Raw genomic sequence first — 20,616 nt, 5'->3', positions numbered from 1 at the left:
AGCGTTTTCACAGCATCGGGACCGGCTCTCATTGCACGTCGAAGATGACATGAGCGAGCAATACCTGCCTTCTCCTGAACCGCTTCACCGCGCCATCTCGCGGTTCGGCAACGTCACCGTGCTGGTGGTCGGCGACTTCATCCTCGACCGTTTCGTCAACGGCGTCATCGAGCGGATTTCGCCTGAAGCGCCCATTCCGGTGCTGCGCGGGCGTGGCGAAACCTCGGCAATGGGCGGCGCCGGCAATGTCGTCGCCAACATCGTCTCGCTCGGCGCCGCCGCGATACCGGTTTCGGTGATCGGCGCCGATCCGGCCGGCGACAATCTCATGCGCATGCTCACCGAGCTTGGCGTCGACACTGGCGGTCTCGCGCAGGACGCCGACCGGATGACCTCGTCGAAAAGCCGCTTCAGCGCGCTCAACCAGCAGGTGCTGCGCTTCGACGAAGAGGAAATCAAGCCGCTGGGCGACGCGGAGCGGGCAACGCTGATCCGGCTGTTCCGGGCCGGGCTCGCGCGAGCCGACATCGTCATCCTGTCCGACTACGGCAAGGGCATGTTGCTCGACGGCGTCGCCGGCGAGCTGATCTCGATCTGCCGCGAGGCGGGAAAGCCGGTGCTGGTCGATCCCAAGGGCCGCGACTATGCTTGCTACTCCGGGGCGACGGCGATCACCCCCAATCGCAAGGAACTTGGCGAGGCGGTCGGACACGCGGTGTTTGCCGATGACGAGATCGTCGCCGCGGCGCGTGAGCTGATCTCGGCACATGGCTTCGAGTTCGTCGTCGCGACGCGCAGCGAAAAAGGCATGAGCGTCGTCGACGCCGACGATGCCCGCCACATTGCCACGCAGGCGCGAGAAGTGTTCGACGTTTCCGGCGCCGGCGACACTGTCATCGCTGCGTTTGCGTTGGCCCTGGCTGCGGGCGCCGACCGCGTCATTGCCGCGGCCATCGCCAACGCGGCCGGTGGCGTGGTGGTGGGAAAGCGCGGCACCGCACGGCTGACGGTCGAGGAGCTTACCGGGGCGCTGTTTCGCTCGCATGGACCGATTGCCCACAAGGATGCAATCCTTGATGCTGCCGCCGCCGCACGGCTGGTGGCGACGTGGAAGGACGAAGGCCTGAGCGTCGGCTTCACCAATGGCTGCTTCGATATCCTTCATGCCGGCCATGTCAGCCTTTTGCACGCGGCGCGCAGCCGGTGCGACCGGCTGGTTCTCGGCCTCAACAGCGATGCCTCGGTGCGCCGGCTGAAAGGGCCGGGGCGCCCGGTCAACGACGAGCATGACCGGGCCTGCGTGCTGGCGGCGCTTGCCTCGGTCGATGCCGTCGTCGTCTTCGAGGATGACACGCCGCTCGCGCTGATCGAGGCGCTGAAGCCCGACATACTGGTCAAGGGCGCCGACTATACGATCGATCAGGTGGTCGGCGCCGAAATCGTGCAAAAGGCGGGCGGCCGCGTCGTGCTGGTCGATCTCGTCGCCGGCAAGAGCACCACCGGCACCATCGGCAAGTTGCGCGCCGGCAGCACAAACTGAGGTTTTCATGTCCGAACTGAACGATTATCTGGTCCGCTCGGCGGCCGCGATCACCGCAATGGTCGAGCGCGACCTCACCAGCGAGATGGAGCGGGCGGTTGCCGCCGTCGTCGCCGCGCTTTCGCAGGGCAAGGCGCTGCTGATCTGCGGCAATGGCGGCTCGGCCAGCGACGCCATTCACATCGCCGGCGAACTGGTCGGCCGCTTCCTGAAGGAGCGCAAGGCCTACAACGTCATCGCGCTGCCGGCGAATGCGGCGGTGCTGACCGCCTGGGGCAATGATTACGGCTTCGACACGGTGTTTTCACGCCAGGTCGAGGCGCATGGTGCCGCGGGCGCCGTGCTGCTCGCCATCTCGACCAGCGGCAACTCGCCCAGCATCCTCGCCGCCGCCGAACAGGCGCGCATGATGAACATGACGGTGATCAGCCTGACCGGCGACAGCGGCGGCAAGCTCAAGCCGCTCTCCGATATCCTGCTCAACGTGCCCTCGACCTCGACGCCGATCATCCAGCAGGGGCATCTGTGCCTCTATCATCATCTGTGCGAAATGGTCGAAGCGCGCCTCAGCAATGGCTGACAAGGTGGTGACGCCGCACCCGCTGACCGAGCCGGGAGTGTGGGTGGAGCGGATCGGCGATAAGGTTTTTCCCGAGCGTATGCCGGCGCTGTTCCTCGACCGCGACGGCACCATAAATGTCGACACCGACTACCCCAGCGATCCGGCTGACATCGTGCTGCGCGAAGATATCGCGCCAGTGATCGCTGCCGCCAACCGGGCCGGAATCCCTGTCGTCGTGGTGACCAACCAGTCCGGCATCGCGCGCGGGTATTTTGACTGGAGTGTTTTCGCCAACGTGAACGGCCGGGTTTTGGAACTGCTGCGCGATCAGGGCGCGTTCGTGGACATGGTGCTTGCCTGCGCGTATCACAAGGCAGGCAGTGGGCCGCTTGCCATTGCCGAGCATCCGATGCGCAAGCCCAATCCGGGCATGCTGATCGAGGCGGCCGGGCGCCTCCGCCTCGATCTCCAGTGTTCACTCATCGTCGGCGACAAGCCGGCCGACATGGAGGCGGGGCGACGCGCCGGCCTGTCGCGCGGCTGGCTGGTCGACGGCGACGCGTCCAGCGAGCGAGGATTTTCGGTTCTGCCGCTGCGCGACCACAGCGACCTGAGTGTGCTGCTGGCGGCGGTCGAGGCGCTTTGGCCTTAATCCGTCCAGGTCAGGGTAGTCGCTTCAGGCCAATTGCCGGTCTCGGCGCCGCCCCTCATTGTCCTGCCGGACATTTCTCCCCGTATAGTGACGGGGAGAAAGATGCTGTCATCAACGGTTTCGCCAATCAGCAACGCTGCAAAATTGGCGTCGAGACTGCAGGCGGATGAGGGGCGGCGCCGAGATCGGCGGTTGCCCTGCCACCCCAGTTCAAGCCGGGAAGGCCACCAGGCCCTCGTCCTTGACGCGACGGATGGTCAGTGCCGTCCGCACCGTGTCGACATTCGGCGCCGAGGCCAGTTCCTCGATGACGAAGGTCTGAAAGGCGCCGAGGTCGCTCGCCACGCAATGCAGCAAAAAGTCGGATTCGCCCGACACCATCCAGGCGTCGCGAACGATCGGCCAGCCGCGGGTGCGTTCGGCGAAGCTTTTCAGCTCCGCGTCGGCCTGGTGATGCAGGCCGATGAGGCAAAAGGCGACGACGTCCAGGCCGAGCGCCGGCGCATTGAGCAAGGCGCGATAGCCGCGGATGATGCCGGTTTCTTCCAGCCGCCTGACGCGACGCAGGCATGGCGGCGCCGAAATACCGACGCGGCCGGACAATTCGACATTGGTCATGCGCCCGTCGTGCTGAAGCTCGCGCAGGATCTTCCAGTCGATGGCATCGAGATCGGCTTTGAGCGGCATGGATACCTTCGGCGCTTCACGCAAGAATCTTTCGTGATTTTGTAAACGACTTTGGTGTCCATTCCATCCCTTCAGTCGCTGATTTTGGCACAGTCGCCCGCGCAAGATGTTCATGGATCGTCTGTTTGCGGGGAAGCTTTCCGGGGACGAAGGCGAGGTCGTCTTGCTGGCGTCGCCCGCAACACCTAGATTAGGCCGGAAATCGATCCCTGTGCCGGACGCTTCATTCGCGTCCGGTTGTTGTGAAAGCCCTGATATGACGTCCAAGCACGCACCCGTTCTCATCATCGGCTCCGGTCCCGCCGGCTATACGGCGGCAATCTACGCCGCTCGCGCCATGCTGAAGCCGATGCTGGTCGCCGGCCTGCAGCAGGGCGGCCAGTTGATGATCACCACCGATGTCGAAAACTATCCGGGCTTCGCCGATCCGATCCAGGGTCCGTGGCTGATGGAGCAAATGCTGAAACAGGCCGAGCATGTCGGCACCGACGTCATCAACGACATCATCACCGAGGTCGACCTCAATGTGCGGCCGTTCCGTGCCAAGGGCGATTCCGGCGCCACCTATACCGCCGACGCGCTGATCATCGCCACCGGTGCGCAGGCGAAATGGCTGGGCATCCCGAGCGAACAGACCTTCATGGGCTTCGGCGTATCGGCCTGCGCCACCTGCGACGGCTTCTTCTATCGCGGCAAGGATGTCGCGGTGATCGGCGGCGGCAATTCGGCGGTGGAGGAGGCGCTTTACCTTTCCAACCTGGCCAGGAGCGTGACGGTCATCCACCGACGCAGCGACTTCCGCGCCGAGCGCATCCTGAGCGAGCGGCTGTTCAAGAAGGACAATGTCCGCGTCATCTGGGACACCGTCGTCGACGAGATCACCGGCCAGTCCGGCAAGATGCCGCTGCCGCCGTCGGTGGAAGGACTGAAGCTGCGCAATCTGGTGACCGGCCAGGAGATGCATCTGACGGTCGACGGCGTGTTCGTGGCGATCGGCCATGCGCCGGCGGTCGAGCTGTTCGCCGGCAAGCTGAAGCAGAAGCCGAACGGCTATCTGTGGACGGCGCCGGATTCGACCTGCACCGACGTGCCGGGCGTGTTCGCCGCCGGCGACGTGACCGACGACATCTACCGCCAGGCGGTGACGGCGGCGGGGCTCGGCTGCATGGCCGCGCTCGAGGCGGAAAAGTACCTCGCCGGGATCGAAGTTCACCGCGAAGCGGCGGAGTAAACAAGCGGCCGAGAAAAGCCGCGCAAAAGCCTGATTTTTCATTCAGACGCCAGAAAACAGAACGGGGGCATCATGGCGTTGGACTGGGACAAGCTACGCGTGTTTCACGCTGCGGCGGAAGCTGGGTCGTTCACCCATGCCGCCGAGACACTGCATCTGTCGCAATCGGCGATCTCGCGGCAGGTCAGCGCGCTCGAACATGATGTCGGCGTGCCGCTGTTCAATCGCCATGCCCGCGGCCTGGTGCTGACCGAGCAGGGTGAGATGCTGTTCCGCACGGCGCATGACGTGCTGATGAAGCTGGAGACGATCAAGTCGCGGCTGACCGAGGCCAAGGATCGGCCTTCCGGCGTGCTCAGGGTGACGACCACGGTGGGGCTCGGTGCCGGCTGGCTGACCGAGCGCGTGCAGGAATTCATCGAGCTCTATCCCGAGATCAGCCTGCAGCTGATCCTGGCGAACGAGGAACTCGACCTCACCATGCGCCGGGCGGACTGCGCGATCCGGCTGCGCCAGCCGCAGCAGCCCGATCTCATCCAGCGCCGCCTGTTCACGGTGCATTTCCATCTCTACGCCGCCCCTTCCTACGTCAACAAATATGGCAAGCCGGCGTCGATCGCCGAGCTGAAGAGCCATCGCATCGTCACCTTCGGCGTGCCGGTGCCGGCGCATCTGTCGGAATTGAACTGGCTGGAAACAGTCGGCGATTTCGAAGGCGGGCAAAGGGTGCCGACGCTGCAGATCAACGACATATTGTCGATCAAGCGCGCGGTCCAGGGTGGCGCCGGCATCGCCATGCTGCCCGACTATGTGGTCAGCAAGGATTCAGGCCTGGTGCAGTTGCTGCCGGAGACCGAAGTGCCGTCCTTCGACACCTATTTCGCCTATCCCGATGCGATGAAGAACCAGGCGAAGCTGCACGTCTTCCGCGATTTCATCATCGCCAAGGCGCGTAGTTGGTCATTCTAAACCTCTGCACATCCCTTACCACCATGCATTGCGGACGGTCCTCTCCTACTGGCCGCGCCATGGCGTCAGGCGGGGGAGCCAGCCTGGAACGGCATGGCGGTAGGCCTCGTACTCGGCGCCATAGCGGCGGGCAAGCGTCGGTTCCTCATGGAACTTCACGAACGAGACCATGGCGACGGCGGCGATAGCGGCATAGGCGACGAGAGCCGCGCTCGAAAACAGCAGCGCCTGGCCAAGGATGATCGCCAGCACGGCCACATACATCGGGTTGCGGACATGGCGGTAGATGCCGCCGACAACCAGTCGCTCGGTTGGCGCGACCGGAGCGGGCGTACCGAGGCCCTCGAGAGCAAAACGGGCGAAGGCATGAAGCAGCAATGCCGTTGCAACGACAATCAGTAACCAGCCGACCGGGACCAGGCCGGGCAGGGTCGACCATGGCAGACGATAGCGATCGGCCAACAGCCAGGGCAGCAATCCCGCGACTACACCGGGCGCTGCGATGAAGAACAGCGCGCTGCCGGCGATCGCCTGACGGGTCCTCATCGGGGCTTCCTTGGTCGCGATTTTCGGGCCGATGCATGTCTGCCCCAAAAATAATGGCTGCCGCAAAAATAAACGCGCGCTGCCTGATTCGCCATCATTCGTTGTTTTCTGCGTTCTGGACCGAAAATCGGCGCTGTTTCGCCATTTCGCAATGATTCTTGACTGGCTGCGCACCGCATTTCGCGATTCTTCTGGTCCTACGAGGCCAAGCAACGACTTAGACCACAGCCTGTGTCATTTTGCATGCGAGTGTTGCAAAATAGATGCTTGTTTCTTGGGCATGATGAGCACATATATGGATCATCTCCTGGGCGCGTTCTCCTCCCATTAGCGCCCTCGAGTGTTCCCCTCTGGAGGTTAGCCTTAACAGGCACTTCCAATCAAACTCAGCCGGATCTTCGTTGATCCGGCTTTTTTGTATCCCGAACCCTGCCGGCGCTGACGCAAAGCCGACCGAAATTGTCATGTAACAGTGACATGTAACCTCAGGTAACATGTCGCAGGCGCGCAGCATCGACTAAGCAGATCATAGGACGCGGTGTGGTTCGTGCGGGAGATGGGGGCATCACTCGGACGATCCGGGCTCAGGCGGCTACCGCGTCCGAACTATTCTTCCGCTGAGGCTGTCAAGCGTTGGCGGCATGTGCGGCGGACCTGCCATTTCGCCTCCCACGAAGACGGTCCGCAAGAGAACGGCGTCCGGATCATTTCCGGACGCCGTTTCCTTGTGTTCTGCAGCCTGACTGTCGCCAAGTTCAAGTGTCAGGCAGCCTTGCCATTGGCGTTCAACGCCTCGTCGGCCAGGCGGCCGGTGAGTTCGGCCATATGGTCGAAGCTGGCACGGTAGCTGGCCACGCCCGCGGTGGCCGAACGCAGCTCGATGATCAGATCGCCGATCTCGGCCTGCGGCATGGTCGCCTCGACGACATCCCATCCCGGCCAGCCGGGCCGCGCATCATAGCCGAGGATTTGGCCGCGCCGCTGCGGGATCAGGGCGATGATTTTCGATGTCGCGTCGGACGGCGTGACGATTTCCACCTTCATGATCGGTTCAAGCAGCACCGGCGAGCAGGCGGCCATGCCTTCCTTCATCGCCAGCTTTGCCGCCATCTGGAAGGCCATGTCCGACGAATCGACGGAATGATAGGAGCCGTCGGACAGGTTGACGGCGACGTCGACCACCGGAAAGCCGAGCGGGCCCGATTTCAGATAATCGCGCACGCCGGCCTCGACCGACTGGATATAGGTTTTCGGCACGGCGCCGCCGGTGATGGTGTCGGTGAACTGGAAACCGGAGCCGCGCGGCAGCGGCTTGATCTCGATCACCACGTCGCCGAACTGGCCATGGCCGCCCGACTGCTTCTTGTGACGGCCACGCTGCTGCGCCGCTTTGCGGATCGTCTCGCGGTAAGGCACGGCCGGCGGATGGCCTTCGACTGGAATCTGGTTCTTGCCCTCCAGCCGCTCGCGCACGACACGCAGATGCATTTCGCCATGGCCCGACAGCACGGTTTCGGCCGAATCCTGATTGTGGCGCACGCTGAGTGAGGGATCTTCCTCGGCAAGGCGCTGGATGGCCGCCGACATCTTGACCTCGTCCTTGCGTTCCTTCGGTCGCAACGCAAAGGCGAAGACCGGTTGCGGCGGCGTCAGCGTGACCAAGGGGTTGATGCCGCCCTTGAGCGAGCTCAAGGTCTGACCGGTCGTGACCTCGTCCATCTTGCCGAGCGCGACCGTGTCGCCGGCCGGGGCCGAGGTGAGCTTGGTCTGGTCCTTGCCGAGCATTCTGTAGATGCCGGAGACCTTTGCCGTCGCGCCGTTCGAAAGGAAGAGCTCGGAGGCGTCGGCAAGCTGGCCGGACAGGATGCGCGAGATCGACAGTTTGCCGCCATGCGCGGTGTGGATGGTCTTCATCACCTGGACCACGGTCGCATTGCCGTCAGGTGCGTCGAGGCGCTTGTGTGTTGCCTCAACATCAGGCGCGTCGTGGCGGATCGTTTTTAGCAGCCGCAGCACACCATTGCCCTTCTCGGCGGTGCCGATCAGCACCGGCGTCACGGCACCATCGCGCAAGTCGGCGGCCAGGTCGTCGAAGATGGCGTCCTTGGGCGGCTCGATTTCGTCGAGCAGCTGCTCCATCAGTTGATCATCATGGTCGGCGAGCGTCTCCAGCATGGAAAAGCGCGCTTCGAGCTCGCGCGCCTTGTCGTCGCTGGGGATCTGGGCGATTTCGCTTTCGGCATATTCGCGATAGATGTAGGCGCGCTCCAGCGCCAGATCGATCGAGCCGATCACCACGCCGTCCTTACGCAGCGGGATCTGGCGCAGCAGTAAAGGCACCGAGCTCGCCGGCTGCAACATCTTCAGCGTGTCGCGCACGCCTGATATCGCCTTGTCGACCTTGTTGAGGAACATGATGCGCGGCACGCCGAGATCATCGAGCTTGCGCATGATCAGCTGCAGGGCAGGGATCTTCTTCTCGTCGGCTTCGGCGACGACCACGGCGATGTCGCAGGCGGCCAGAACCGGCTCTGCCTCGAAGGAGAATTCGATGGAGCCGGGACAATCGACGAAGGTGAGTTGCTCGCCCATGAAGTCGGTGGTGGCAAACGTCGCCTCAACGCTCATGGCGTGGGCGCGTGCCTCGGGCGAATGATCGGAAACTGTGTTTCCCGAGGAGACCGGATTCTGGCGGGGGATGGCGCCCGTACGGGCCAATATGGCTTCGAGAAGTGTCGTCTTACCGCTTGCAAAGGGACCGACGATGGCAATGCATTTCGGTCCCGTGCGTCGTCCTCCGGCGCGAGTTCCCATGACTGACCTCCACTCAGGCGTTTCCCTGGGAGCGGCGGCCGGCCTGTCGACCGTCGCGGGCGGGGCTTTTTCAGTTTGCCGCCTACCCAAAGGCATCGTCCCACGGGTTAGGCGGGAGGGCAAGTGATTTGAGAATCGGGTGATTTGAGAATCGGGGGATCGCCTGATGTCGCGGATGTTGAGCCATGATCGGCGAAGCGTCGATTGCGGGTCTGGGCTTTCCGTCAATGCCGTGACAGGCCGCCGAACGGCAGCAAAAGCGGTTGCGCCATAATGGTTATCGGATGAAAGTGCCGCTTCCTGCGAGAAAAAGGAGCGGATCGTCGCCGACCGATCCGCCATCAGCCTGAGGACTTTGCGACGATGAAGATCACTGCTTGCGGCAGCGTGCCGACCGTCATTGCGCCGGAAAAGTACTTCACCGGCCGCGTGTGGCAGACGCCGATCATCGAGAAGGAAGCGCCGGCGCGGCTACGCGCCATCATGGTCGGTTTCGAGCCCGGCTCGCGTACCCACTGGCATACGCATCCGCTGGGCCAGACGCTCTATGTGGTGTCAGGCGCCGGCCTGGCGCAAAGCTGGGGCGAGCCGATACAGGCAATCAGGGCCGGCGACGTCATCTCGTTTGCGCCTGACGAAAAGCATTGGCACGGCGCCGGTCCAAAATCGGCGATGGCGCATATCGCCATGCAGGAGGCGCTCGACGGCGTCCATGCCGACTGGCTGGAGACGGTGACCGACGAGCAGTATGGCGGCGTTGATCGGACCTAAAAGCGCGTCGCGTCTGATCAATGGTCGCGTTTGATCATTGTAGGTGATTCCACGCTCAGGTTTGGGTTTCATGTCGAACCGTCGCTTGCCTCTTGTTGCCGCCGTCTATCTCGGCACATTCGTCGCACTGCTCGACATCAGCATCGTCAACGTCGCCCTGCCGACGATCCAGATTGCGCTCGGCATCGATTTCGCCGGGCTGCAATGGGTGATCGACGCCTACACGCTTTGCCTGTCGGCCTTCATGCTGTCGGCAGGCCTGATCGGCGACCGCTACGGGCGCAAGCGCTCCTGGCTGGCAGGCATCGGCATCTTCGTGGCTGGTTCTGCCATATGTGCAATCGCGCCCAACCTGCCGGTGCTGCTGGTGGGCCGGGTGGTGCAAGGGATAGCCGGATCGCTGATCATTCCGGGTGCGCTGTCGATTCTGACGCAGGCATTTCCCGACGGTCGCGAGCGTGCCGGCGTTATCGGAGGCTGGGCATCGTTCGCAGCTGTCTCGCTGCTCACCGGCCCGGTCGTCGGCGGCATCCTGGTCGAAACCGCCGGATGGCAGAGCATTTTCCTGATCAACCTGCCGCTCGGCCTGGCCACGATCGCGCTCGGTGCGGCTTCGATCGTAGAGACTTCACACCCCGAGCATGCCCATCTCGACCTTGTCGGCCTGGCGCTCAGCATTCTGTGGCTGGGCGCCTTGACCTTCGGCCTGATATCGGCAGGCGAAAAAGGTTGGGGCGATCGAGAGGCTGTTATCGCCCTTGTCGTCGGCTTCGCCGGCCTGGTGGCATTCCTTGTCTTCGAGGCACGCACGGCGCGGCCGATGCTGCCGCTTGGCCTGTTCCGCGACGTTCGCTTCGCCGTCGCCAATGTCGCCTCGTTCGCGCTCGGCCTCACCTCCTACACCAGCGTCTTCCTCTATTCGATGTTCCTGCAGCAGGCACAGGGCTGGTCGCCGACACAGGCCGGCCTGTGCATGGCACCGCTGTTCCTTGTCCAAATGGTCGTGTCGCCGGCGATCGGCAGGCTCAGTCAGCGCTACGGACACTCGGCGCTGATGACATCGGGCTATCTTTCGAGCGGTCTTTCCATGCTGGGCATGTGCTGGGTTGGACCCTCGACACCCTATGTGACGATCGGCCTGCTGTTTGCCGTCGGCGGTCTCGGCAATGCGCTGTCCATCCCGACCGGCAGCGCTGCCGCGATGTCGTTTGCGCCGCGCGAGCGTTCGGGCATGGTGTCGGCGGTGATCAACGCAACCCGCCAGAGCGGCACCGCCATCGGCATCGCCCTGCTCGGCGCCTTGATGAGCATGCGGGCAACAGCCCTGCTGACGGCGCATCTTGAAAATGCCGGTGTCACCAATGCCGGAGCGGTGGCCCGCGCCGCGGTTTCAAGGCACGATTTCGCAGCCGATGCGGCGATGGGCAAGGACGGCCTGCGCGATCTGTTCGCAGCCGCCTATGCCGGGGGCTTCCATGCGGCGATGCTGACGGCCGCCATCGTTTCGTTCGTCACGGCCGGGCTTCTGGCCGCCATTCTGGCGCCGGCCGAGGCTCGTTCGGCGCGCGAAACCAATCACAGTCGCCAGGGATGAGGCTGGCGCCGACCGCCAAAACCCGATTGCGAGCCGGGTTTTGGTGTTCGAGATGCGATTGATCAGGTCAGCGAGGCGGTGAAGCGCTGGATGCGGGCGCAGGCCTCTTCGAGCAACGCCTCCGACGTGGCATAGGAGATGCGGAAGTTCGGGCCGAGGCCGAATGCCGAACCGAACACGACCGCCACGCCCTCGGCCTCGAGCAGTTCCGAGCAGAAGGCTTCGTCGCTGTCGATCAGCTTGCCGGCTTTGGTCTTCTTGCCGATCAACTGGGAACAGGACGGATAGACGTAGAAAGCCCCTTCGGGAGACGGACATGTGATGCCGCGCGCCTGATTGAGCATCGACACGACGAGATCGCGCCGAGCCTGGAAAATCGCCTTGTTTTTCGCAATGAAATCCTGCGGACCGTTCAGCGCCTCGACCGATGCCCACTGGGCAATGGTGCAGGCGCCGGAGGTCTGCTGGCCCTGGATCATGTCCATCGCCTTGATCAGCGCCAGCGGCCCGGCCGCGTAGCCGATGCGCCAGCCAGTCATCGCATAGGCCTTCGACACGCCGTTCATGGTCAGGGTGCGCTCATAAAGCTTCGGCTCGACCTCGGCGATGGTCGTGAAGACGAAATCGCCGTAGATCAGGTGCTCGTACATGTCGTCGGTCAGCACCCAGACATTGGGGTGTTCTAGCAGCACGTCGGCCAGAGCGCGCAACTCAGCCTCGCTGTAGGCGGCGCCCGACGGGTTCGACGGTGAGTTCATCAACAGCCATTTGGTGCGCGGCGTGATCGCCTTTTGCAACGCCGCCGCCGTCAGCTTGAAGCCGTTGTCGATGGAGGTGTCGGCAAATGCCGGGGTGCCGCCGCAGATCGCTACCATCTCGGGATAGCTGACCCAGTACGGCCTCGGAATGATGACCTCGTCGCCGGGGTTCAGCGACGCCATGAAGGCATTGAACAGGATCTGCTTGCCGCCGGTGCCGACGATGGTCTGCTCCGGCCGGTAATCGAGATTGTTCTCTCGCTTGAATTTTTGGGCGATTGCCTCGCGCAGCGGCACGATGCCGGAAACTGGAGGATATTTCGTTTCGCCGCGGCGGATGGCCTCGATCGCAGCGTTCTTGATATTGTCCGGCGTGTCGAAGTCCGGTTCGCCGGCACCCAGCCCGATCACGTCACGGCCGGCGTTTTTCAGCTCGCGCGCTTTCTGCGTCACTGCGATGGTCGCGGAAGGCTTTACGCGGGAAAGGGCGTCGGCAAGAAAGGCCATGACGGCGTTGTCTCCTTGTAGGCTTGGCGGTGCGTCCGACCGCGGCGTCTCTCATGTCGCATCATCCCGCCAAGCGCAAGCATTGTCGGATGAGCCAGACCTCAAATCCCCCGGCAAATCTGGCAACAATAAATTCACTTACACGCGGTAAAACCCGGGGTGGCTGGATCACGACCCATTCCACCAGTCTCGCAACGGGAGGAACCGTGTCGCGCAGCTTCGGGCTTGCCCATATCGTCCGTCACGACGACGGCACCGCCAGCGGTGTCTGGGGCAATTATACGCTGCAAAGCGCGTTCCAGCCGATTTTTGCCTTCAGCAACGGCAAATTGTCCATCACCGGATTCGAGGGCCTGATCAGGCCGTTCCGCGACGCCGAGCCGCAGACGCCGGTGAGTTTTTTCAACGCCTGTCCGACGGTCGACCGCCTGCATATTGAGGCGCTGACAAGGACGCTGCACCTTTTGAACGCCGGCGCCTGCCTGCCGCAGGAGGCATTCATTTTCATCAACTTCGATCCGTCGGTGTTCACCGATCGCAGCATCGCCGACAGCGCGCTACGCGACATGCGGCTGGTGCTGCATGAGGCCGGGATCGATGCGAACCGCGTCGTCTGCGAGGTGACCGAGCAAAAGTCGGCGTCGCAGGAAACGCTCTACAATTTCGTCGAGGCGCTCAGGGCCAACGGGTTTCGCATCGCGGTCGACGACTACGGCGCCGAAGAGTCCGACATCAACCGGATCAAGGAGCTCAGGCCTGACATCGTCAAATTCGACGCCAACTGGATCATGCAACTGATGGAGTCCGGCGCCGGCTTCGCGCTGCTGACCGCCATGGTGGCAAGTTTCGAACAGCAAGGCATCCGCACCGTGTTCGAGGGCATCGAGGAGGGCTGGCAGCTTGAACTGGCCGAGAAATCGGGAGCCTCGATGGTGCAGGGATTTGCGCTGGCGCGCCCGGAGCTTGCACCGACCAGCTTTCACGTCTTCGGCAACGAAAGCCAAGTCTTCGGCAAGGAAAGCCAAGTCTTCGGCAAGGAAAGGCAGATGCCGGTGACGGCGCCTGACGCCGGCGCGGCGCCTGCGACCGTCTCGCCTTCGCCGCGGCCGAAACGGGCTTTCGGGCGCAAGGTGGTGCCATGACCGGGCGGCCCGACAGGCGGCGCAATGTCGGCGAGGCAATCTTTGCCGACGAAGTCGGGATCGAATATGGCGTCTATGGCGCGTTCCGGCTGAGGAGCGCCTACCAGCCGATCTTCGCGCCGCGCGGGAGGTTTTTGAAGGCCGTCGCCGTCGAAGGCCTGATCGAGCCGCACCGCGCCGGCAGGCCGGTCGCGCCGCGCGTATTCTTCGAGGGCATCCCCGTGGCGGATCGCCTGTTCGTAGAGACGATGTGCCGGGTGCTGCACCTGCGGAATTTCCGCAACATCGGCGTCGGCGGGCTCGACCTGTTCTTCAACTACAATCCGCTGATCAACGATAACCCCGGGCGAGCGCTGGCAGAAATCAGGCTGATGACCAGGCGTCTCGCCGAGTTCGACCTGCACCCCAGCATGCTGGTCTGCGAGATCACCGAACAGGCGGCCGAAGACAAGGTGCTCGTCAGCCTGGCGCGCGAGATGCGGCGTGACGGCATCCGTATCGCCATCGACGATTTCGGCACCGGGCATTCCACGGAAGAGCGGGTCGCCCTTGTCCAGCCCGACATCGTCAAGATCGACGGCACCTGGTTCGCGGAATTCTGCCGCCATGCCGCCGCCGAACGGTTTTTCCGGCCGCTGGTCTCCGCGCTGCATGACCGCGGCGCCAAAGTGCTGGTCGAAGGCATTGAGCAAGCCACGCATCTGCGCGTCGCGCTGGACGGCGGCGTTGACCTGATGCAGGGATTTTACCTTGCCCGGCCGGCGCTGGCCGGCACGGTCTTCGACGAGGAGCCGCTGCCCATCGACAGGCTGCTTGGCATGGCCAACAACGTCGTGCCGTTGTTTGGGTGATCCATCAGCGGCGCTGATGGTTGCGCCAAAACAAATCACTGGATGAAGCCGTCGCTGCCAGGATAATTGCCGGTAAAGGCGGCTCCGCCGATGGGAGCGGCGATGGGAGCAAGAATGACCATACTCTATGGAATGATCGACAGCGGCAATTGCTACAAGCCGCGCCTGTTGATGGCCAAGCTCGGCATCCCTTTCACCAATGTCGAGGTCAGCTCGCACACCGGCGACACGCGCAAGCCAGACTATGTCGCCAAGAACCCGAACGCCATGGTGCCGCTGCTCGAGCTCGACGACGGCCGGCGGCTTGCCGAATCCAACGCCATTCTGCTCTATCTCGCCGAAGGCACGCGGTTGCTGCCGGCCGACAGATACGAGCGGGCACTGGCCTATCAATGGCTGTTCTTCGAGCAGTACAGCCACGAACCCTATATCGCGGTGCGCAAGGCGCTGCTGACCTTTCCCGAACGGGCCAGGGACGCGACGCCGGAACGGCTGGCGCTGACGCTGGAGCGCGGTAACAAGGCGCTCGGCGTGATGAACAAGCATCTGGCGGGCAGTGCGTTCTTTGCCGGCGAGGCATTGAGCGTCGCCGACATCGCGCTCTACGCCTATACGCATACGGCCGAGATGGGCGGTTTTCAGCTCGACGCCTACCCGGCGGTGGCGGCCTGGCTGAAACGGGTCGAGACAGATCCTGGGCATGTGCCGATGGAGTGGCTGGGGTAGTTCTGTCCTTACGGCTACTTCAGGAGGGGGATCAGAACGCAGCTTGGCGAAACGTTTGTCCGCCTTTGCTCTGATCGACGAGGGCAGTTTTGCATAAGCCTCCCAAAATAAGGGAGTGGCGACATGATTCACAAAGACCGGGTCCGGCCGGCGCGATGGTCGGCCAAGGCCTGCTCGGCAAGTTTATCCAGCCTGCCAGCCTTGGCGTCGGCTTCGATCTGCCGATCCCACATCTCCGCTGTCAGTGCCTCGAACCAGGCGGCAAATGCCTTCAGTTCCTCAGGGCTCAGTTCGGCGACGGATTTCTCAATCTGTTCAAGCTTGCTCATCGCCTAAAAATACCATGATTGGCACAATAAGGCCAAGGTAGCTGTTTCATCCGGAAATCCGGACAGCAAAAAGGCGGGACAAAATCCCGCCTTCCCATGCTTGGTAGCCTGATCGGGAGCGCTTTGGCCGGGCCGGCAGCAATCTGCTGCTTCGGCTTGTCGGGTTCTTTCCGCTCCGGCGCGCTTCTCGCGCGACCGTCAGTACATCCGTGACTTGCCGCGCGCCCCGAGCTATCGCCCGGCGCGCGCCATTCGCAAAATCAGGCTGCCTTGCTCAGAGATCCAGCGGACGACTTGCCAGTGCGGCGGTCCTGCTCGATCTCGAAGTTGATCTTCTGGCCTTCGACCAGGGTCGACAGCCCAGCGCGCTCGACTGCGGAGATGTGGACGAAAACGTCCGCGCCGCCGCTGTCAGGCTGGATGAAGCCGAAACCCTTGGTGGAATTAAACCACTTGACCGTACCTGTTGCCATTTCGATAGTCCTTATACGTTTGCTTTAGCTTGACTGAACCGAAGTCCAGCCGGTTTGTATCGAGATTTTGGAGATAGACGTCAGCAAACGCGAATATCGCGAGGCCCGGATCGATCGGCCGAAATATCAATGGACCTCATATAGTCCGCTTCTCCGCAAAAAACAAGACTGCGCAAAAAAAGGCGCTGATGCGGCACTGCCCAATGGCCGCCCCAATCGCGTGAAAGCGTTGAACGTCGGGCGTTGCGCGGGGTCGCATGGCCTATCGCGCACGCTGCGGGGAAGGATCGTGCCGCCTCCGAGCGTCCGGTCCTGTTTGGGGAGAGGACCATGAAAACTGTCCTGTTTGCCGCCTGTCTGACGCTGATGGCCGCCGAGGCGCAGGCGATCTCGCGCTATGACCCGAGCCGCATGAGCTGCGGCACGGTGCGCGCGACGATCGCACGCGAAGGCGCCGTCATCCTGCGTTATCAGTCGACGCGCACGCCGGGGCTGCCGCTCTACGACCGTTATGTGCGGAGCCAGAGTTTCTGCAACATGGGCGAGGTCAGGGCACGCGCTTCGGTGCCGAGCGCCGATACCAACTCCTGCATCGTCTACAAGTGCAAGCGCGTGGAAACAGACCGGCATTTCCGCCGGCGCATCTTTCCAGACTAGCAATGTCGGCCTCAAAATCCAAAAGAGACCTGCGCCGGCGACGGCGGACCGACGCGCACGCCTTCCATCGTCAGCATCTTCTCCTTGGTGGTCGAGCCGCCTGGCGCTGAAAAACCGCCGATCTTGCCGCCGGCGGCAAGAATGCGGTGGCAAGGGATGACCAGCGGCACCGGGTTGGCGCCGAGCGCGGCGCCCGTCTCTCGCGCCAGCCCGGCATGGCCGGCGCGCCTGGCCAGTTCGCCATAGGTGGTGGTCTCGCCATAGGCGAGCTTGCGCGCCGCGTCGTAGATTGCGAGGCGGAAATCGTCGACACCGGTGAGATCGACCGGCACACCGGAGAAATCCACGTCCTCGCCGGCGGCATAGGCCTTTATCGACGCGATCAGCTCGGCAACCCATTGCGGTCGGGCGCTCGAAGCGGCGTTGCCGGCATGGCGCAGCAACCGCCGTTCCACCGCGTCGCGGCTGCGCTGGGGCAGGCAAAGCCTCGTCAGCCCGGCCTCGCTCCAGGCGATGCCGATGAAGCCGATCACTGTTTCGAAGACGGCGTGGCCGGCGATGGCTTGAGAGGTGTCTTCCATGATGTGCTCCTGTCCGAAGGAACGAACGGCAATCCAGTACATATCGAGAACGAGATATCGCATTCTCAGGGGTCTGTTGCCACCGAAAACCATTGGAAATCCCAACTGGCTGCGGATTGCCGGGGGAAAGCCGCTGGTGTAAGGACTTCTTAACAGACGAACCGGACCCGAGCGCGGCTTGCCAGCAAAAATCATCTTTTCCGCGATCGGCGTGATGCTCGCTGCGGCCGGTCTCAGCGGCTGCACTTCGACCGCGCAGACCAAGGCCGTGCCTTCCCTGACTGAAACCGCCGCAGCTGGTAGCGACGCCGGCTATGCGCTGGCGCTGCCCGACACGGTTTCGGTGCTGCCGGAATCGTCCGGCGTCACGCCTGTCCAGACCGCGGCGCTGGCCGTCGACCCCGCCGCGACCCCCGCCCAGCCAGCGGCCTTTGCCGGCCCGACCCCGTTGGCCGCAACTGCGCCTTCAGTCATGACGGCCGATGCCGCGCCAGCCGGCACAGCGCCTGTCTATGCGACCGCCGCCGTTGCGATGCCGGTCACCGGCGAGACAGGCAAGACGATGCCAGGCGTCCAGCAGGTCGCCTACACCCTGCCTGAGAATCCGTCTGCCCTGCTTTCGACCAGCCCTGCCAAACAGTATTCCGCGGGACCGCGCGGCGAGATCGAGCGGCTGATCGAGAAATATGCCGTCCTTTATCAGGTTCCGGTCGATCTGGTCCGCCGCGTCGTCAAGCGCGAGAGCACCTTCAATCCCAAGGCCTACAATCGCGGCCACTGGGGGCTGATGCAGATCAAGCATGCGACGGCGCGCGGCATGGGCTATGACGGGCCGGCGAGCGGGTTGTTCGACGCCGAGACCAATCTGAAATATGCGGTGAAATATCTGCGTGGCGCCTGGCTGGTGGCCGGCGGCAACGCCAAGCGCGCCGATCGGCTCTACCAGAGCGGCTATTATTACGACGCCAAGCGCAAGGGCATGCTGGAACAAACCGGCCTGGGCCGCGACCGCAGTCGGCGTCGCCTGCAGCCCGACGCCTAAAAGCGCGTCGCGTGTGAACGGATACATGCGACACGCTTTTAGTTCTTGTTTTTATGCATGTCGTTATCGCAAAACCGCTGCGCACTTTTGCGCGACAGGCATTGAACACCATGCTTGAGCCGCGCCCGCCGGCGCCGAACGACATAAGGCTGCGCAAGATCCTCGACGACACGCTCGCCCCGCCGCGCTGGCCGGAAGGTTTCGTCATGCGCGGTTTTGAGGCCGCCGACGCGCTGGCTTTGCATACGCTGCTGACCACCGTCTTCGACGACGGCGCCGACGGGCCGTTCGACGAATGGTGGCCGCGCATTTCAAGCGACGCGGAATTCGACCCTGCCTTGTGTTTCCTGGTCATCGACAGCAAGGGTCGGCTGGCAGGCGCGGCATTGTGCTGGACGAGGGCGTTCGTCAAAGACCTTGCCGTCCACCCCGAGGCGCGCGGCCGAGGCATCGCCGAAGCGCTGATGTGGCACGTCTTCACCACCTTTCACGCACGCGGCGCTGCGCATGTCGATCTCAAAACCAACACGGTTGAGAATGCTGCCGCGGTCAGGCTTTACGAGCGGCTGGGGATGTTCGAAGTCGACTGGGCGGGGTGAGCTGCGGTTGGCGAAGCCGATCAGCGAGCATTGTGCGGAAACGAAGTGTCCACCAAGGCGGCAGGCTGCATCTTGCCGGCAACCGTTCAGAAGTTAAGCTGCGATCCTGCGGCTTTCGTGCCGCGGGCGGGGTCTCGACCGAAACCGGAGAAACACGATGCGGCTTTTACTTTTCAAACCGGGTCTGGCCAAAACCGGTCTGGTGATCCTCGCCCTTCCGCTTCTTGCGGGCGTCGCGCGCGCCGACGATTGCGCCGACGCACAGGACCAGGCGACCATGAACGAATGCGCCGGCAAGTCGTTCACCGAAGCCGACAAGAAGCTCAACCACGCCTACAGGCAGATCGAGGGCAGGCTGAAGGACGACGCTGCGACGAAGAAGCTGCTGGTCGGCGCGCAGCGCGCCTGGGTCGCTTTTCGCGATGCCGAATGCGCTTTCCAGGGTGGCCCGACCGATATGGCAGGCAGCATGTATCCGATGGTCATAGCCGGCTGCAAGGCGAGCCTCACCAACATCAGGCTGAAGGATTTTCAGGGCTATCTCAACTGCCAGGAGGGCGATACGAGCTGCCCAGTGCCGCCGCAGTAGCCTCTGTCGCTGGCTAAGGCGGAGCCGTTAAGGCCTTATCGCCGAGTTAGGCGTGCAAAATGTCGGAACCCTGCTTCGCGATGCGTCCTTGAGAGGCAAGGTGCGCTGCCGCATAGGGCGCGCGCCGCCACAAGCACGGCTGATGGAGATGACGATGATCACCTTTCCCAACGAATCCGCTGAATATCGCGCCGCCCGCGAAACGCTGCTGCAAAAGGAAATCGAGCTGCGCCGCGCCATGGAGGATGTGGCCGTCGCCCGCCGTGCACTGCCGCCGGGCGGGCTGGTGCCTCAGGATTATGTGTTCGACGGGCTTGGCGCCGACGGCAAGCCGGCCCGCATAAAACTGTCGGAGCTGTTTTCACCCGGCAAGGACACGCTGATCGTCTACTCGATGATGTTTCCGCGCCACCCGCAGGAGACGCGCGACGTGGCGACAAGCGGCGGCACGGCCAAGCTCGCGCGGGCCGACCAGCCATGCCCGTCCTGCACGGCGCTGCTCGACCAGTTCGACGGCGCCATCGGCCATCTCGAGGCCGCCGGCTTCAATTTCGCGGTTGTGGGCAAGACCGCGCTTGAAAACCTGATCACGCTTGGCCGCGATCGCGGCTGGACGAACATGCGGCTGCTCTCGTCGGCCGGCAACAGCTTCAAGCGCGACTACCACGCCGAGGCCGACGACGGCGCGCAGTTGCCGATGCTTTCGGTATTCCATCGCGACGCCGACGGCATCCGGCATTTCTGGAGCTCGGAGCTTGGCTTCGCGCCGTCCGAACCCGGTCAGGACCCGCGCGCCATCGGCACTTGCGAGCCCTTGTGGAACCTGATGGATTTCACACCGGAGGGCCGGCCGAACTGGGACGAGCAGCTGCAATATGACGCCGCGTGCTGCCACTGAGCTTTGCCAAGCATATTTCCGGCGTATCGGCGCCGAGCGGGGGTGTTGGCAGGATCGCCGACACCTCATTCCTGTCCCGTCGCGCAACTTCGCCGCTG

The 20,616-nt window shown here is 63.4% G+C and carries 22 protein-coding genes; 15 read left to right on the top strand and 7 right to left on the bottom strand.

All coding sequences use genetic code 11. The features are described 5' to 3' along the window. Window positions 1–49: 49 nt before the first annotated feature. From rfaE1 to AC0L17_RS25695, 3 genes are read left to right on the top strand one after another with little or no spacing between them, the layout of a single operon-like run. Window positions 50–1,540, top strand: coding sequence for a D-glycero-beta-D-manno-heptose-7-phosphate kinase (rfaE1, locus tag AC0L17_RS25705; RefSeq protein WP_473517865.1), 1,491 nt, complete (start codon window positions 50–52; stop codon window positions 1,538–1,540). Window positions 1,541–1,547: 7 nt separating this feature from the next. Further along, a complete protein-coding gene (locus AC0L17_RS25700; protein ID WP_473517864.1) occupies window positions 1,548–2,120 on the top strand; it encodes a D-sedoheptulose-7-phosphate isomerase in 573 nt (190 codons plus the stop codon). Beyond that, the gene (locus tag AC0L17_RS25695; protein WP_473517863.1) at window positions 2,113–2,754 is read left to right on the top strand and encodes a D-glycero-alpha-D-manno-heptose-1,7-bisphosphate 7-phosphatase; all 642 of its coding nucleotides are present in this window, start codon (window positions 2,113–2,115) and stop codon (window positions 2,752–2,754) included. The genes AC0L17_RS25700 and AC0L17_RS25695 overlap by 8 nt, the downstream gene beginning before the upstream one ends. A 210-nt stretch (window positions 2,755–2,964) precedes the next feature. On the opposite strand, the gene AC0L17_RS25690 is transcribed toward AC0L17_RS25695, so the two are convergent. After that, window positions 2,965–3,441, bottom strand: coding sequence for an Lrp/AsnC family transcriptional regulator (locus AC0L17_RS25690; RefSeq protein ID WP_128169580.1), 477 nt, complete (start codon window positions 3,439–3,441; stop codon window positions 2,965–2,967). Between the two features lie 256 nt (window positions 3,442–3,697). Between AC0L17_RS25690 and trxB the strand changes: the two genes are divergently transcribed. Continuing rightward, a complete protein-coding gene (gene trxB / locus AC0L17_RS25685) occupies window positions 3,698–4,672 on the top strand; it encodes a thioredoxin-disulfide reductase (protein ID WP_473517862.1) in 975 nt (324 codons plus the stop codon). Window positions 4,673–4,744: 72 nt separating this feature from the next. After that, window positions 4,745–5,641, top strand: a complete 897-nt coding sequence (locus AC0L17_RS25680) for a LysR family transcriptional regulator (RefSeq protein WP_023799796.1) — start codon at window positions 4,745–4,747, stop codon at window positions 5,639–5,641. A gap of 45 nt (window positions 5,642–5,686) precedes the next feature. On the opposite strand, the gene AC0L17_RS25675 is transcribed toward AC0L17_RS25680, so the two are convergent. Continuing rightward, window positions 5,687–6,187, bottom strand: a complete 501-nt coding sequence (locus tag AC0L17_RS25675) for a methyltransferase family protein (RefSeq protein ID WP_473517861.1) — start codon at window positions 6,185–6,187, stop codon at window positions 5,687–5,689. 762 nt (window positions 6,188–6,949) lie between these two features. Continuing rightward, complete coding sequence (locus AC0L17_RS25670; protein WP_473517860.1) at window positions 6,950–9,001, bottom strand: elongation factor G; 2,052 nt, start codon at window positions 8,999–9,001, stop codon at window positions 6,950–6,952. 363 nt (window positions 9,002–9,364) lie between these two features. Here AC0L17_RS25670 and AC0L17_RS25665 point away from each other — a divergent pair, with 363 nt between their 5' ends. Continuing rightward, a complete protein-coding gene (locus AC0L17_RS25665) occupies window positions 9,365–9,772 on the top strand; it encodes a (R)-mandelonitrile lyase (RefSeq protein ID WP_473517859.1) in 408 nt (135 codons plus the stop codon). Between the two features lie 70 nt (window positions 9,773–9,842). Next, window positions 9,843–11,366, top strand: a complete 1,524-nt coding sequence (locus tag AC0L17_RS25660; protein ID WP_473517858.1) for a DHA2 family efflux MFS transporter permease subunit — start codon at window positions 9,843–9,845, stop codon at window positions 11,364–11,366. Window positions 11,367–11,428: 62 nt separating this feature from the next. Here the strand turns inward: AC0L17_RS25660 and AC0L17_RS25655 are convergent, their stop codons facing one another. Continuing rightward, on the bottom strand, window positions 11,429–12,631 hold the full coding sequence (locus AC0L17_RS25655) for a pyridoxal phosphate-dependent aminotransferase (protein ID WP_473517857.1): 1,203 nt from the start codon (window positions 12,629–12,631) through the stop codon (window positions 11,429–11,431). Window positions 12,632–12,837: 206 nt separating this feature from the next. Between AC0L17_RS25655 and AC0L17_RS25650 the strand changes: the two genes are divergently transcribed. From AC0L17_RS25650 to AC0L17_RS25640, 3 genes are all read left to right on the top strand, one after another. After that, on the top strand, window positions 12,838–13,773 hold the full coding sequence (locus tag AC0L17_RS25650) for an EAL domain-containing protein (protein ID WP_473517856.1): 936 nt from the start codon (window positions 12,838–12,840) through the stop codon (window positions 13,771–13,773). Further along, on the top strand, window positions 13,770–14,624 hold the full coding sequence (locus AC0L17_RS25645) for an EAL domain-containing protein (RefSeq protein ID WP_473517855.1): 855 nt from the start codon (window positions 13,770–13,772) through the stop codon (window positions 14,622–14,624). Before AC0L17_RS25650 ends, AC0L17_RS25645 begins: the two co-directional genes overlap by 4 nt. A 114-nt stretch (window positions 14,625–14,738) precedes the next feature. Continuing rightward, the gene (locus AC0L17_RS25640; RefSeq protein WP_473517854.1) at window positions 14,739–15,350 is read left to right on the top strand and encodes a glutathione S-transferase family protein; all 612 of its coding nucleotides are present in this window, start codon (window positions 14,739–14,741) and stop codon (window positions 15,348–15,350) included. Window positions 15,351–15,478: 128 nt separating this feature from the next. Here the strand turns inward: AC0L17_RS25640 and AC0L17_RS25635 are convergent, their stop codons facing one another. After that, window positions 15,479–15,679: a hypothetical protein gene (locus tag AC0L17_RS25635; protein ID WP_473517853.1), complete on the bottom strand. Its 201-nt coding sequence runs from the start codon at window positions 15,677–15,679 to the stop codon at window positions 15,479–15,481. A gap of 260 nt (window positions 15,680–15,939) precedes the next feature. Continuing rightward, a complete protein-coding gene (locus AC0L17_RS25630) occupies window positions 15,940–16,152 on the bottom strand; it encodes a cold-shock protein (RefSeq protein WP_023678332.1) in 213 nt (70 codons plus the stop codon). 330 nt (window positions 16,153–16,482) lie between these two features. Between AC0L17_RS25630 and AC0L17_RS25625 the strand changes: the two genes are divergently transcribed. Continuing rightward, entirely contained in the window at window positions 16,483–16,809 is a 327-nt protein-coding gene (locus AC0L17_RS25625; protein ID WP_287253656.1) for a hypothetical protein, read from the top strand. Between the two features lie 11 nt (window positions 16,810–16,820). Here the strand turns inward: AC0L17_RS25625 and AC0L17_RS25620 are convergent, their stop codons facing one another. Continuing rightward, entirely contained in the window at window positions 16,821–17,390 is a 570-nt protein-coding gene (locus AC0L17_RS25620; protein WP_473517852.1) for a methylated-DNA--[protein]-cysteine S-methyltransferase, read from the bottom strand. A gap of 178 nt (window positions 17,391–17,568) precedes the next feature. Here AC0L17_RS25620 and AC0L17_RS25615 point away from each other — a divergent pair, with 178 nt between their 5' ends. From AC0L17_RS25615 to AC0L17_RS25600, 4 genes are all read left to right on the top strand, one after another. Next, window positions 17,569–18,432: a transglycosylase SLT domain-containing protein gene (locus tag AC0L17_RS25615; RefSeq protein ID WP_473517851.1), complete on the top strand. Its 864-nt coding sequence runs from the start codon at window positions 17,569–17,571 to the stop codon at window positions 18,430–18,432. A gap of 110 nt (window positions 18,433–18,542) precedes the next feature. Next, the gene (locus AC0L17_RS25610; RefSeq protein WP_473517850.1) at window positions 18,543–19,031 is read left to right on the top strand and encodes a GNAT family N-acetyltransferase; all 489 of its coding nucleotides are present in this window, start codon (window positions 18,543–18,545) and stop codon (window positions 19,029–19,031) included. A gap of 157 nt (window positions 19,032–19,188) precedes the next feature. Then, complete coding sequence (locus tag AC0L17_RS25605) at window positions 19,189–19,620, top strand: lysozyme inhibitor LprI family protein (RefSeq protein WP_128176341.1); 432 nt, start codon at window positions 19,189–19,191, stop codon at window positions 19,618–19,620. Between the two features lie 154 nt (window positions 19,621–19,774). Next, complete coding sequence (locus AC0L17_RS25600; RefSeq protein WP_473517849.1) at window positions 19,775–20,518, top strand: DUF899 family protein; 744 nt, start codon at window positions 19,775–19,777, stop codon at window positions 20,516–20,518. Window positions 20,519–20,616 lie beyond the last annotated feature (98 nt).

This window comes from Mesorhizobium sp. WSM4829 (genome assembly GCF_055811475.1).
Note: the sequence above shows the minus strand (reverse complement) of the source record. Positions and strands in the feature narration are given on the sequence as shown.

Excerpts from the sequence above, each read along its gene's own strand:
- AC0L17_RS25600 (WP_473517849.1), top strand. The coding sequence starts at position 19,775 with ATGATCACCTTTCCCAACGAATCCGCTGAATATCGCGCCGCCCGCGAA.
- AC0L17_RS25605 (WP_128176341.1), top strand. The coding sequence starts at position 19,189 with ATGCGGCTTTTACTTTTCAAACCGGGTCTGGCCAAAACCGGTCTGGTG.
- trxB (WP_473517862.1), top strand. The coding sequence starts at position 3,698 with ATGACGTCCAAGCACGCACCCGTTCTCATCATCGGCTCCGGTCCCGCC.
- AC0L17_RS25610 (WP_473517850.1), top strand. The coding sequence starts at position 18,543 with ATGCTTGAGCCGCGCCCGCCGGCGCCGAACGACATAAGGCTGCGCAAG.
- rfaE1 (WP_473517865.1), top strand. The coding sequence starts at position 50 with ATGAGCGAGCAATACCTGCCTTCTCCTGAACCGCTTCACCGCGCCATC.
- AC0L17_RS25695 (WP_473517863.1), top strand. The coding sequence starts at position 2,113 with ATGGCTGACAAGGTGGTGACGCCGCACCCGCTGACCGAGCCGGGAGTG.
- AC0L17_RS25640 (WP_473517854.1), top strand. The coding sequence starts at position 14,739 with ATGACCATACTCTATGGAATGATCGACAGCGGCAATTGCTACAAGCCG.
- AC0L17_RS25630 (WP_023678332.1), bottom strand. The coding sequence starts at position 16,152 with ATGGCAACAGGTACGGTCAAGTGGTTTAATTCCACCAAGGGTTTCGGC.
- AC0L17_RS25620 (WP_473517852.1), bottom strand. The coding sequence starts at position 17,390 with ATGGAAGACACCTCTCAAGCCATCGCCGGCCACGCCGTCTTCGAAACA.
- AC0L17_RS25660 (WP_473517858.1), top strand. The coding sequence starts at position 9,843 with ATGTCGAACCGTCGCTTGCCTCTTGTTGCCGCCGTCTATCTCGGCACA.
- AC0L17_RS25655 (WP_473517857.1), bottom strand. The coding sequence starts at position 12,631 with ATGGCCTTTCTTGCCGACGCCCTTTCCCGCGTAAAGCCTTCCGCGACC.
- AC0L17_RS25635 (WP_473517853.1), bottom strand. The coding sequence starts at position 15,679 with ATGAGCAAGCTTGAACAGATTGAGAAATCCGTCGCCGAACTGAGCCCT.
- AC0L17_RS25680 (WP_023799796.1), top strand. The coding sequence starts at position 4,745 with ATGGCGTTGGACTGGGACAAGCTACGCGTGTTTCACGCTGCGGCGGAA.
- AC0L17_RS25665 (WP_473517859.1), top strand. The coding sequence starts at position 9,365 with ATGAAGATCACTGCTTGCGGCAGCGTGCCGACCGTCATTGCGCCGGAA.
- AC0L17_RS25690 (WP_128169580.1), bottom strand. The coding sequence starts at position 3,441 with ATGCCGCTCAAAGCCGATCTCGATGCCATCGACTGGAAGATCCTGCGC.
- AC0L17_RS25645 (WP_473517855.1), top strand. The coding sequence starts at position 13,770 with ATGACCGGGCGGCCCGACAGGCGGCGCAATGTCGGCGAGGCAATCTTT.
- AC0L17_RS25700 (WP_473517864.1), top strand. The coding sequence starts at position 1,548 with ATGTCCGAACTGAACGATTATCTGGTCCGCTCGGCGGCCGCGATCACC.
- AC0L17_RS25625 (WP_287253656.1), top strand. The coding sequence starts at position 16,483 with ATGAAAACTGTCCTGTTTGCCGCCTGTCTGACGCTGATGGCCGCCGAG.
- AC0L17_RS25675 (WP_473517861.1), bottom strand. The coding sequence starts at position 6,187 with ATGAGGACCCGTCAGGCGATCGCCGGCAGCGCGCTGTTCTTCATCGCA.
- AC0L17_RS25670 (WP_473517860.1), bottom strand. The coding sequence starts at position 9,001 with ATGGGAACTCGCGCCGGAGGACGACGCACGGGACCGAAATGCATTGCC.